The sequence below is a fragment of the Blautia sp. HCP3S3_B11 genome (assembly GCF_052064435.1).
Taxonomy (GTDB): Bacteria; Bacillota; Clostridia; order Lachnospirales; family Lachnospiraceae; genus Blautia_A.
This window is the reverse complement of sequence record NZ_JBQHVP010000022.1, coordinates 16,602-29,518: the sequence shown is the minus strand read 5'-3', so window position 1 is coordinate 29,518 and position 12,917 is coordinate 16,602. Positions and strand designations below refer to the sequence as shown.

Here is a 12,917-nt window from a genome sequence, read left to right as displayed (position 1 = left end):
TCTTATTATCCGTCTTATTACTGTTTATAATAGCATGAATCCTATCTCAATTCCATAAAATAATGTAGTCTCTGTCATATCTACAAGGCAACAAAAAAGCTTTCATCTTCCAGCAGTATGCACTATTCCAACCGATAACACTGTTTACTGACAACCTGTTACTATCGCAAGTGACAGTGACAAACGAAGCAAAATATATAATAATATGATTGAAATACTTGCAGAAAATATTAACAGAAAGGGAAGGTGATGAAAATTATGAAGATATTGAAGAAAGCAGGAGGGATTCTCCTTTTAATAATCGGAATATTCTTTTTTGTATCTGCTTTGAAGATGATCTTTGTGGATAACCCCAAAACAAAAGCAGCTCTGAAAGACGCAGTTTACGTTGATGCAGCAGATACGATCGACCCGGAAAACGATGGAAAAACAGTCATTGTATGCGGCACATTTGAGCAGACTGAACCGGCACATGATGATGAACTTGGACTGGACTTCGACAGCATCCGCATTTCGAGTTCAAAACAGACAATGAAATTAACAAAATCTTCTTCCAAAAAGAAGGAGGCAATGACTGACGACGAAAAGAAATATGGCGTTCTGGAATGGAAGTCATCTTTCAGCAGCATGCCGGTATCCGGCCAGGGGAAAATTGGAAATTATGCACTTTCGCAGGATTTTATTGATGATATTGTGCTGACCAAAACCTGGGAAGATTACGATAAAGCAGCATTATCATCTGCCGGTTATACATACGTACCGGATAACACCTACACACAGAAGCATTTTATAGAACCATCGAACCAGACGACACGTTCACATAAAGAATATGATGTTCGTTATTATTATTCTGCTGCTGATTTCCAAACAGGGCAAACCGTAACCGCTATCGGCATACAGGACGGACAGACTCTCAAATCCGCACCTGGAATCACAGAGAATCTGATGAAAAATAAACTTGACCGTGATGAAGCAATCAAACAGGGCGGTACCCCAGGTGTAGGATCCCAGATCTTTTCCGTTGTTTCCTCATTGCTGTTAATATTGGGAGGATTCCTTCTTATTGTATTATAGAAATAAATGTAAAAAGAGGATATTGCTGAATCATCAAATCAGATGGTTGGGCGATATCCTCTGTGACATACTCCGTATCCAGCCTTTTACTTTTCAATTCTAAGCATACGATATCCAATGCCAATATGGGTCTGGATGTATTGCACCCCATTTTTCTCAGGCTCCAGTTTTTTTCGCAATGTTGCCATAAAAACTCTGAGAGAAGCAACGTCATTATCCGAACACCGTCCCCAAATCTGCTGGGTAATATAGGTATGTGTCAATACCTTTCCCACATTGCGGGACAAAAGACAGAGCAGCTTATATTCTATAGGTGTCAGATGCAATTCCTCTCCCTTCAGATATGTACAGCCTGCCGTATAGTCTATCTTTAATCCACCATTCTCAAAAACAGAGTTTTCTATCTGCTCTCCGCTCTGCATAACCGCAAGTCTCCTCTGGGTGACACGGATACGCGCAAGTAATTCCTCAACAGAGAACGGTTTCGTAATATAATCATCCGCTCCTGCATCCAGCGCCTCTATTTTATCTGTGTCCTCACTTCTGGCGCTGATCACAATAATCGGCATGTTCGACCAGGTACGGATTTTTTTTATCACTTCTACCCCTTCCATATCAGGAAGCCCCAGATCCAGAAGAACAATATCCGGATTGTGGGACGAAGCTTCCAGAATAGCTGAAGATCCGTTTTCTGCAGTCAGATATTTATAGTCATGTGTTTTTAATGTAGTAACGATCAGATTGCGTATGGGTCTGTCATCTTCAACCACCAGAATTAATGTTTTATTCATTTAATGTCACCTCGCTTAAGGGTAAAGTAAAAGTAAAATTGCATCCATGAGGATTATGATCTGTCAGAACCAGGGTTCCTTCATGTGCTTCTATAATAGAGCTGCAAAGTGCCAGTCCAAGTCCCAGACTTCGTTGACTATCCGCAACTGTTGTTTTCCCTGTATAAAACATCTCAAAAATATGTGACTTCATTTCTTCCGGAATTCCCGGGCCATTATCTTCCACACTTATCTGCGCTTTCCCATCTGTTTTCGTTCCCCGAATACAGATCACAGAACCCGGTGGTGTATATTTTATTGCATTGTCAACTAAATTTACCAGAACCTGCATAATAAGACGTACATCCATACGTGCAAGAACAAGTTCTTCGCAGTCTGTCACAATTTTATAATCATCATGTTTCCGGCTGATATGCCGCAGGGATTCTGCAATCACCTCATCCAGAAGCTGGTCTGTAAATTTAAATTTCAGTCTTCCGTCATTCAGTCTGGTAATGGAAAGCAGATTCTCCACAACTCCGATCAGCCATTCAGAATCATCATAGATATCGCTATAAATCTGATGTTTTGTAGCTTCGTCCAGACGGTCGCTATTGCCAAGCAACATATCTGCATTACCGGAAATGGAGCAAAGCGGCGTACGAAGATCATGCGAAATCGCCCGAAGAAGATCTGCCCGCAGCTGTTCATTTTTGGCCATAACTGCATTTTTTTCTTTTTCTAATGCATTTTTCGCATTTTCCATTGCAAGCGCACATTCATTTATTACAGACAACAGGATGCTGTATTCAAAAGAGTCCAGTGTTTCTTTTTGCAATGGTATCCCGATCACACCGTAAACATTATCCCCGCTCCGGATTGCCAGATATAAACATTTAGCCTGAGGAAAATGGTGTGTGGACGCACCGGCATGCTGCCTGTTTTCACAGACCCATCTGGCTATCTGCTGCTCTTCTGGTATCAAAAAATCTTCTGTGTCCTCTTTTTCCCCGGAAAAAAGCTTTCCTTCTGATAAAGTTCCGTTTTCTACTACATATGCTGTAATATTGCGGTTTAACAGGCGGAGAAGCTGTGTACAGGTAACATCAAGAATCTCTGTTTCTCCTTTTGCCTTTTGCAGCAGACGGTCTGTATCGAACAGAATCTGTGTACGAAAAGCAAGCTGTACAGACAGCTTTGCATGTGTTTTCAGCTTTGCTGCAAGTGCTCCCGTAAGTACGGATGAAATAAGCATTATAAAAAATGTCACCAGATAACCCACCGCATAGGTTTTAAAAGACATCCTTGGTTCTGTCAGAAAAAAACAAAATAAAAATACACTTAAGAAAGAGCCTGCCACACTGCAAAGATAACCATCTGTCACAATCGAAGTAAGCAAAACCCCCAGAATATATATGGTTACAATATTCGTATCCGTAAAATTCAGTTTCTGAAACAACAGACCAATTAAAGTGCATACCACAAATATAAATACCGTCAGAAAATAATCCTTTGCAGACGGTTTTTCCATAGACCATGTGAATGACCGTTTCTGATGATTCACATTTTTTAAACTCATCCTGTCCCCCACCTTTTTTACTGTTTTGAAAATTATATCATGGGGCTGTGTTGTGGTCAAAAGTCTTTTTTACTATATGCGGAAGCACTTCTGAAGAGCTCTGTATTCTCCCAGCACCAGTAATTTACTATTCTCTTCCAAATACGTATCCGGAGAAATTGCAATATTAAATTCTCCTTCATTTTTTACCGCCAGAATATTAATATTGTAACGCTTTCTGATATCCAGTCCGCCTACAGTTTTTCCAGTCCATTCCTCCGGCACTTCTACCTCAAAAATCGCATGGGAAGCATCCACCTCCATATAATCAAGGATATGATCATCTGTGTAACGGATAGATGCCCATTTTGCAACCTGCTTTTCCGGATAAACCACCTTATCTGCACCATTGCGTAAAAGAAATTTTTCCTGGACATCACGTTCAGCTCTGGATATTACCAGTTTTGCTCCCAGTTCTTTCAGAAGTGAAGTGGTCTCAAGAGAATTCTGAAAGCTTCCTCCAATAGTCACAAAACAGATATCGTAGTTTCCAATTCCAAGGGATTGTAAAAATTCAGCATTGGTACTGTCCCCGATCTGGGCGTTAGTCACAAACGGAAGCACTTTGTCCACCCTTTCTTCATTCCAGTCAACTGCCATAATTTCATGCCCAAGCTGATTCAGCTGCATGGCAATATGTCTTCCAAATCTTCCAAGTCCAATAATCAATACATTCTTCATGATATTACTTTTCTCCTTCTCATCCAACTGTGATTTTCTCCAGAGGAAGCTTTGCATTTCCCTTATTTCTTCCTGAGAATACTGCATAAATCAGGGTCAGGCCGCCTACACGTCCCAGATACATCAGTATGATCAGCACAACTTGTGAAAAAACATGAAGTCCCGGTGTGACTCCCAAGGTCAGACCTACCGTGCCCACAGCTGAAGCTGCTTCATACAGACAATCCAAAAGGGGAAGACCTTCGTATACGCTGATTGCAACACCTCCACAAAAGAATAATGTAAAATAGAGCATAGCTATTGTGGCTGCATTTTTTATCACATGATACTCCAGTCTTCGTCCAAAAGCCCCTGCATTTTCCTGACTGCGAAAGGTTGCAATTGCATTTAAAATCAGTACCGTAAAAGTGGTTGTTTTCATTCCTCCTGCTGTAGAACCCGGCGAACCACCGATCAACATTAACAGTATCATAACCGCTTTTGATGCCTCGCTCATCTCTGAAATGTCTATGGTATTAAAGCCGGCAGTTCTTGTAGTTACCGATTGAAACATGGCAGCTAACAGGCGTTCTCCCGCAGGCAGGTTTTTCAGATCACAGGCAAAGAAAAAAAATGCCGGAAAAACAATCAGGCATACAGTAGTCATGAGAATAATCTTGCTTTGCATGCGGTAACGTTTAAAATTCATTTTATTCCTATAAATATCATCCCAGGTAAGAAAACCAATTCCTCCTGTAATGATCAGCAGCATAATTACCACATTTATAAGGATATTTCTGGAATAGCCCGTCAGAGACGGAAAGGCATTATCTGCTGTTCCCAGAATGTCAAATCCTGCATTACAAAAAGCAGAAACAGAATGAAAGACTGCCATCCTGATTCCCTTTAAGCCATAATCTGATGCAAAAACCGGCAGCAATAACATAGCTCCTGCTGCTTCAATCAAAAGAGTCCCCTTTAAAATGAACCTTGTCAGTCTGACGATTCCTCCAACTTTAGGTGCTGAAATTGCATCCTGCATTGTACTTCTTTGCATGAGAGATATTTTTTTCCCTGAAAGAAGCGAAACCGCTGCCGCTACGGTTACTACTCCAAATCCACCTATTTGTATAAGCGCAAGAATAACCGTCTGTCCGAACACAGACCAGTAACTTCCGCTGTCCTTTAATACAAGTCCCGTAACGCATACTGCTGAAGTGGCTGTAAAAAGTGCCTCATGAAATGGCGTCGGCACTTTCTCTAAAGAAGAAACCGGAAGCATCAGCAAAATACTTCCCAAAAGGATCACACCTGCAAATCCCAGAATAATCAGCTGAAAAGACGTCAGGTGTTTTTTCTTACACATTTTTTCCGGCATAAATGATCATAACTCCTTACTAATGATTCTATAGCAATATCTTCATAATGCGTTTTATTATATACAATTGCTTTCAAAGATAGTATAAAAGTCTATGATTCCGTATTAAGATTGTATAAAGACAGTCAGCACTTTTACCCAAGGCCGGATCTTCGACACTTGTTCAATCATAGAATCCTTACAAACCGCAGAAATACGGCTTTTTTTATGTCAAATTTTGCATTTATTTTTGTTGTATGGTGTTGTATTTATGCAAAACAAGTGATACAATACTGCGCATGAAACCGTTATAAGATCGAAGACTGTTTTCGCGTGATAAAAACAAATTTCTCTGCACGTCCGGTCTTTCATCAGAAGCGTGAACGTATCATTGCCCATTTCATGATCTGTTACACTTCACTGCTCATTTATCGACTGATGGAGAAAAAGCTGGAAATGTATGGTACTCATTGCACAACAGACAATCTGATAGAAACTTTAAACAGTATAGATGTGGCAAATATCGAGGATATGTGCTATATGTCAACCTACACCAATTCTCAAATATGTACTGCCCTGAATGCGATAACCGGGCTTGATCTTGATAAAAAATACTATCTGCCAAAAGAACTGAATAAAAAAATCAAAAAAATTTCAAGGTAGTATTTCCATACAACATTTTTTTAACCATACAAAAGCGGCAGAACCCCAATAAAATCAATGGATTCTGCCATTTTATTCTTCATCAACTGTCGAAAACGGGACTATACAGTATCTGACTTCATATATCAAACTCATTTTTAGAAATACCTTTTTTCATTACCAATATTGTTGGCATCTGTTAATTATAACTTTCCAAAAATAAAGAAAAACGCGCACAAGCCAAATGCGCATTTTTTCTTTATTTCTTCTTTACTTCTCTTCACTTCAGCACAAAATCCCTCAACTCATCCCTCTTCCTCACATGCAGCTTATCAAAAATATCCGTCAGGTAATGTTTGACAGTATTTAGTGAGGTTCCGAGGTGGTCGGCGATTTCCTGGTTGCTCCAGTTGCTATAGTTCCGCCAGTGCAATATCACGAAAGTTTTTATCCTTGAAGCTCTCCGCTTTTTCTAATGCGTGTCCTGGCTCAAATGTTGAATTTATCAGCGGTAATACTGTGTTTTCGTCCATTTTCTTTCGTTTCTTCTATATCCTTTCCTAGAGTGTGTCTGAAAAATCATTCCCACACTCAGACATATTTTTATTTTTGCTTATCTTTTATCCTATCATTTCTATTATTATCCTGACATTATTTCTGTTCTTCTCTTGTCTCTTCCTGATAGACATTAAATCCGTCTCTTCCGCTCTGCTTGGTCTTGTACAGTGCGATGTCTGCCTTCTTATACAGGTCAAGATATCCCGTTCCATGTTCCGGGGCAAAGGAGATTCCGACACTGATGGTCACATTCTCTCCGTTCATTTCTGCGAAAGGAAGATTCTCCATTTTCTGCAGCAGATCCTCGATTCTCGCAACAGCACCTTCTTTATTCTCTGTTTTCCGCATAAATACTATGAACTCATCTCCGCCGATACGGCCTATGATGTCGCCCTCGCGGAAATGCGCCTGAAGAATCTGTCCAAACTGCTGGAGGACTTTGTCTCCTACGGCGTGCCCGTATCTGTCATTGACATATTTAAAACGATCCACATCCATGATCACAAAGGTTCCCGGTTCCTGTGGATGCTTCTGCAGCACATCATTGATTTTCTCTTCTGTGCTTCTTTTATTATAGGCATTTGTCAGCGCATCCGTCTCTGCTGCCTTAAGGAGCTGCATATTTCTGGATTTTGTTTTATGAAAAATATACAGAATCAGCAGACATACCATGATGACAAATCCTACGGTAAATATCAGTTCATACCATCGAATGAAATCGTAGGACTTCTGCGCTTTTGAAACCGGAATTACATAACAGATCATCCAGTCATTCAGTCCCATACCGGTATAGGCCAGGTAACGGTCTGAACTGCGGTCATTTCCGTTTCGCATTATCATCATACCATCTGTACCCGTTGTAAAATCCTTCTTTACCTTCCCAAGAGAGGACCCGCCAAGCATTGTCTGATCATCATAAAATCTGAAAAAATTATCTCCATATGTAATCTTGTGATAGGTCAAATCTCCGTCATAAGCAATAATCTCACCATTGCCGGTAGTTATCAGTGTATATCCGACATCTTCAAAGAAATCATTAAAGAGCATATGGCTTAATGAAGTTACATTGTAGGAACCGCAAAGGATTCCGATTACCTCTTCATCTTTCCATACCGGTACGCCCAGAACCACTCTGGTTTCCTGATCTACACTGCTCTCCAGAGGATCACTCAGCGTTTCTTTTCCCCTGATTGCCTCTTTGAAATATCTTCTGGCAGATACATTTTTCGTCACCCCGTTGTCATAGTGGGCAGTTCCATCCGGTTCTATCAGCGCCGTCCTCTCCAATGCCGTTTCTTCAGCAAGAGCATCCAGCATCTCCATATTTGCATCCGACAGCAGATTGTCAGACTTTCCTATCTCTTTTGCAATGCCATTCAGATATCCGTAATGAATGTCCAGAATAGATTTTACGTGTTCACTTTGTCTTGAAACATTTGTCACAATTGTTTTCTGTGACCTCTTCTCAATAGAACTCTGTACGCCCAGCAAAAATATGACCAGACTTACACCTACTGCACATATAAAGATGAGAACTGCCTTTACATATGCTGTTGTTTCATTTTTCTTTTTCTTCCTTGTTGCCATCTTTTTGCACCTCACATTTTTCCATTTTGTTACTTTCACACACACTATCCTGATCCTTATTCCAACTTAATATCTGGCAAAACTCCACAGAATAATTTTTTATCGGCGGAGCATTTGAATGAGGCAATGCGGCAGCATCGTCAACTGAATACAATACTATCCTGTAAAAAGCAGACAATCAGACGCCAGACAAACATGTTTACACACTTAAACATATTTGTCTGACAGATAAACATCAGAATATCTCTAATATAGCAAAAGCAGCGCAAAAAATCTATATATTCAGGCCTGTTTCTTTCACAAATTAACGTAAAAAAATGACAGAGTTCCATTTTTTTGAAAATCTGTCATTTTTAAGTCCTGTACAGCAGTATTCTATACCAAATAACAGCCCCGCAGTTTATCAGAAGGGGCTTGCACCCCTCCTGATACAAGCAAATCCCCACCCCCAGCTTATTGCTCTTCACAACCTCCGCAGGGGACTTACTTGATTCGGTTAAATAAGCTTCACAATGTCATTATACATGACAAATACCATCAATGCCATCAGAAGCATCAGCCCGGCGAAGTGTATGGAACCTTCCACTTTTCTGTTGATCGGTTTTCTGCGTATTGCTTCGATAATAAGAAATACCAGACGTCCTCCGTCCAATGCCGGAAGAGGCAGGAGGTTCATTACGCCAAGGTTTGCAGAGAGAAGAACTGCCATATTGAGCATATTCATCCACAGGATCATCGTTCCCTCGCTCTTGCTTTCCTCATAGGTCGTTCCAATCGCATCGACCACACCGACCGGACCGCTTAAGTCTTTCATCCCAAGTTTGCCTGTAACCAGTTCTTTCAGGCTGAGGATTGTTGTGCGGACCATGTATTTTACTTCTACTGCGCCGTATCTGATCACATCCAGACCTTTGGCTTTCTCGCAATATACGTTATACGTAAATCCTGATTCTGCCGTGCGGTACTCTTTTGGAGTAACCGTGATATCGTATGTCTTTCCATCTCGTTTATAAGCTAATTCTACCGGAGCTCCTGTCAGAGGATTCTCCTGTATATATTTCTGATAGTCTTCTGAATTGGAGATCTCTGTTCCATTGATCGAGGTGATCACATCTCCGGCCTGAACACCTGCTGCCTGTAATGGCATTCCGTCCATCACAGATTCCACTGTCATGGCAGAAGCATCGTCACCATTGAAGTTGCAGCCCAGAAGATATCTCACATTTGTATCCGATTTATAGGAAATATCCATCTTCTTTCCGTCACGCTTAACAGTCAGATTGATGGTGTCTCCCTCTTTCAGTTCATTCAGATAGGAATACACATAGAGATCTTTTCCCAGGTCAATGTGATATCCCTGATAGCTGGTGATTATGTCGCCTTCCTTCAGTCCGGCTTTCTCAGCGGCAGATCCTTCCGTTACGGAAAGCACTCTGGACGGCTCATATCCCACAGCTCCTACAATGATCACAGACAGTACAAATGCCATGATAAAGTTAAAGACCGGTCCGGCAGCAACCACTGAGATCCTGCCCCACACCGATGCACTGTTAAAAGTTCCCGGCTCATTCTCTATATCCGTATCCTCTCCCAGCATGGCACAGGAACCGCCGATAGGAAGAAGTTTCAGCGAATATCTGGTACCGTTTTTCTCCGTACTCAGCAGTCTCGGTCCCATCCCAAGAGAAAACTCTGTAACTACGATCTTATTCAGCTTTGCAAAGAGAAAATGTCCCAATTCATGGAAGAGAATGATTGCACTGAATATGAGGATTGCAATAATAATTTTCAATCTACCACCTGCTTTCGATCCATTGATAAGTTTCTTTCTCGATTTCCAGGATCTGGTCCAGATCCGGATCAACAACTGCCGTATGTCTGCTCATAGACTGCCCGATAATCTCATAAATATCCAGAAAGCTTATCTTTTTCTGGAGGAATTTACGTACCGCCAGCTCGTTTGCCGCATTAAAGACGGTCGGCATGCTGCCGCCTGTCTGCGCCGCTTCGATAGCCATCGGAAGTCCCTTAAATGTCTCTCTGTCGGGTTCTTCAAAGGTAATCTGTTTCAGCATATGGAAGTCAAGTCTGTCGCCTTTTAAGAATCTCCGGTCCGGATAGCATAATGCATACTGGATCGGGAGTCTCATATCAGGTGTTCCAAGCTGTGCGATCACTGCACCGTCCTCAAATTCCACCATAGAGTGAATGATGCTCTGTGGCTGAACCACTACCTGAATATGATCCAGATCTACATCAAAAAGCCATCTCGCTTCCATAACCTCCAGACCTTTATTTACCAATGTAGCAGAATCGACTGTAATCTTCTGTCCCATTACCCAGTTTGGATGCTTCAGGGTATCTTCCAGAGTTACTTTCTCAAGGTCAGCTGTTTTCTTTCCGCGGAAAGGACCGCCGGAGGCAGTGATCAGCAGTTTATGTATCTGCTCTCTCTTCTCTCCGTGAAGCGCCTGGAAAATTGCGCTGTGCTCGCTATCTACCGGCAGAATCTGTACACTAAACTGCTTTGCCAGCGGCATGATCAGATGACCTGCTGTCACCAGTGTTTCTTTATTTGCCAATGCAATGTCCTTGCCTGCAAGGATTGCTTCCATGGTAGGTCTGATTCCGATCATTCCCACGATAGCTGTGACCAGAATATCCGATTCCTGCATTCTCGCAAGTTCGATCAGACCGCCCATCTGGCTTACGATCTTTACATCCAGATCCCGTACTCTCACCGCCAGATCTCTGGCTGCTTCTTCTTTCCATACGGCAACCAGTTTCGGGTGAAATTCACGAATCTGTTTCTCCAGCATTTCCACATTGCTTCCTGCCGCAAGGCCGACTACTTCCAGGTCTGCGTTTGCACGTACCACATCCAGCGTCTGTGTTCCGATTGAGCCAGTAGAACCTAATATTGCTACTTTTTTCATATATACCTCTTTTTCTTACTGTCAGTTAACAATTATCCCAAATCCAATCATATCTCAATCATAACAATAGAAAGAAAATAGATTACCGGTGCGGTGAAGATCACGCTATCGAATCTGTCGAGGATTCCACCATGACCCGGGATTAGTTTTCCATAGTCCTTGATTCCCTGGTTTCTCTTGATTGCAGAAGCTGCCAGATCACCTACCATGGAGATGAGTGCTCCGACTGCACAGATCACTGCATATTCCAGCATCGGTCCCTGCGTTGCCGCTGCATAGATCACACCCAGAAGTGCAGCTCCAACTACACCGCCGACTGCACCTTCCACTGATTTCTTCGGGCTTAAGATTGGTGCCATCTTATGCTTGCCGATCAGCATTCCCACGCAGTAAGCACAGGTATCACAGCCCCAGGAACACAGGAAAATCAGCCATACATGGAACTTTCCGCCCGGAAGGCATCTGGTAAGGTAAATAAATGACAGCATCACTGCTACATAAACAATTCCAAACAGCGCCGGCATCACCTGAGCTGCCTGATAAGCCGGATATGTGAATACATAGACAAACATGATCAGTACCAGCCCAAAAATAATTGCCAGAACACCATATCTTTCAAAGTCAAGCAGTACAGCCAGATAATAAAGCACTGCACCTATATATCCTGCTGCCGCCAGCAGATTCAGCTTCTCATCCTGCACCTTCATTACCTTATATAACTCTCTCATTCCGATGAGAGAAACAGCAAGAAGTGTGAAAAACAGCACATAGCCGCCGCTTATGATGGTAGCAAGCGCAATGATCACGAGCAGGATTCCGCTTAAGAGTCTTGTCTTAAACATCCTTTATTCCTCCTTTACTCCCCCGTATCTTCTGTCTCTCTGATTATATTTCTCAATGGCTTTTACCAGTTCTGCTTTATTGAAATCCGGCCATGCCACATCTGTGAAGTAGAATTCCGTATAAGCCATCTGCCATAACAGGAAATTAGAAAGACGTAATTCTCCGCTCGTACGGATCATCAGATCAGGGTCCGGGATTCCTGCGGTATCCAGATAATTGTCAAATACATGCTCGTTGATCTCCTCTGGCTTTACTTTACCGTCCACTGCATCCTGTGCCAGTTTGCGGATACCCCGGACGATCTCATCGCGGCTTCCGTAATTTAATGCGATCTGGAAATAAATCTCATCATATTTCTGGGAATACTCCTCCAGATGCACGATGCTGTCCTGGATATTCTGGTCAAATGCGGAGATTTCTCCGATCACGCGGACTCTCATCTTATTCTTGTCAGCCAGTTTGATACATTTCTTCAGATAGCTGCGAAACAGCTTCATCAGACCATCCACTTCTTCTTTGGAACGCTTCCAGTTCTCTGTGGAAAACGCATATACTGTCACGTATTTGACTCCCAGTTCTTTCATGTAATCGCAGACTGTCTCCAGATTGGCACAGCCCTTCACATGACCATAGCTTCTCGGCATTCCCTTGGCTTTCGCCCAGCGTCCGTTGCCATCCAGAATAATGGCGATATGATTTGGTACATTCATACTTTTTGTTTCCTTTTCCTGTTCTGTTATATTTTATGATACCAGAGTCACACATTCTGCACTGACTTTAAGAAAGTGAGACTGCAAAAACAGCCTGGCTGCGGGACAATCTCTGATATCAAGTTGGCAAAAACAACAAGAGAGCCCGCATCATGGAGCTCT

The 12,917-nt window shown here is 42.1% G+C and carries 11 protein-coding genes and 1 pseudogene; 2 read left to right on the top strand and 10 right to left on the bottom strand.

The features are described 5' to 3' along the window. Positions 1-258 precede the first annotated feature (258 nt). Positions 259-1,074, top strand: coding sequence for a hypothetical protein (locus ACTNC0_RS15440; protein WP_441088072.1), 816 nt, complete (start codon positions 259-261; stop codon positions 1,072-1,074). An 86-nt stretch (positions 1,075-1,160) separates the two neighbouring features. Here ACTNC0_RS15440 and ACTNC0_RS15435 read toward each other — a convergent pair whose 3' ends face one another. The 4 genes from ACTNC0_RS15435 to ACTNC0_RS15420 form a co-directional block, all read right to left on the bottom strand. Beyond that, positions 1,161-1,865 (bottom strand): response regulator, encoded by a 705-nt coding sequence (locus tag ACTNC0_RS15435; RefSeq protein ID WP_441088071.1) that lies wholly within the window; start codon positions 1,863-1,865, stop codon positions 1,161-1,163. Beyond that, positions 1,858-3,423 carry a sensor histidine kinase gene (locus tag ACTNC0_RS15430; protein WP_441088070.1) on the bottom strand — a complete coding sequence of 522 codons (1,566 nt, stop codon included), beginning with the start codon at positions 3,421-3,423 and terminating at the stop codon, positions 1,858-1,860. The genes ACTNC0_RS15435 and ACTNC0_RS15430 overlap by 8 nt, the downstream gene beginning before the upstream one ends. Positions 3,424-3,495: 72 nt before the next feature. Continuing rightward, a complete protein-coding gene (locus tag ACTNC0_RS15425; protein ID WP_055053464.1) occupies positions 3,496-4,143 on the bottom strand; it encodes a potassium channel family protein in 648 nt (215 codons plus the stop codon). 19 nt (positions 4,144-4,162) lie between these two features. Further along, positions 4,163-5,500: a TrkH family potassium uptake protein gene (locus tag ACTNC0_RS15420; RefSeq protein WP_441088069.1), complete on the bottom strand. Its 1,338-nt coding sequence runs from the start codon at positions 5,498-5,500 to the stop codon at positions 4,163-4,165. A gap of 282 nt (positions 5,501-5,782) precedes the next feature. Between ACTNC0_RS15420 and ACTNC0_RS15415 the strand changes: the two are divergent. Then, a pseudogene (locus ACTNC0_RS15415) lies at positions 5,783-6,142 on the top strand (IS1634 family transposase); the annotation flags it as partial. A gap of 259 nt (positions 6,143-6,401) precedes the next feature. Here the strand turns inward: ACTNC0_RS15415 and ACTNC0_RS15410 are convergent. The 6 genes from ACTNC0_RS15410 to ACTNC0_RS15385 form a co-directional block, all read right to left on the bottom strand. Continuing rightward, positions 6,402-6,560, bottom strand: coding sequence for a helix-turn-helix domain-containing protein (locus ACTNC0_RS15410; protein ID WP_441088068.1), 159 nt, complete (start codon positions 6,558-6,560; stop codon positions 6,402-6,404). A gap of 212 nt (positions 6,561-6,772) precedes the next feature. Further along, positions 6,773-8,266 carry a sensor domain-containing diguanylate cyclase gene (locus ACTNC0_RS15405; RefSeq protein ID WP_441088067.1) on the bottom strand — a complete coding sequence of 498 codons (1,494 nt, stop codon included), beginning with the start codon at positions 8,264-8,266 and terminating at the stop codon, positions 6,773-6,775. A 496-nt stretch (positions 8,267-8,762) separates the two neighbouring features. Beyond that, complete coding sequence (gene rseP, locus ACTNC0_RS15400; protein WP_441088066.1) at positions 8,763-10,058, bottom strand: RIP metalloprotease RseP; 1,296 nt, start codon at positions 10,056-10,058, stop codon at positions 8,763-8,765. A gap of 1 nt (position 10,059) precedes the next feature. Next, positions 10,060-11,202 (bottom strand): 1-deoxy-D-xylulose-5-phosphate reductoisomerase, encoded by a 1,143-nt coding sequence (dxr, locus tag ACTNC0_RS15395; protein WP_441088065.1) that lies wholly within the window; start codon positions 11,200-11,202, stop codon positions 10,060-10,062. A gap of 47 nt (positions 11,203-11,249) precedes the next feature. Continuing rightward, on the bottom strand, positions 11,250-12,044 hold the full coding sequence (locus ACTNC0_RS15390) for a phosphatidate cytidylyltransferase (RefSeq protein WP_441088064.1): 795 nt from the start codon (positions 12,042-12,044) through the stop codon (positions 11,250-11,252). A gap of 3 nt (positions 12,045-12,047) precedes the next feature. Then, positions 12,048-12,785 (bottom strand): isoprenyl transferase, encoded by a 738-nt coding sequence (locus ACTNC0_RS15385; RefSeq protein ID WP_441088102.1) that lies wholly within the window; start codon positions 12,783-12,785, stop codon positions 12,048-12,050. Between the last annotated feature and the right edge of the window lie 132 nt (positions 12,786-12,917).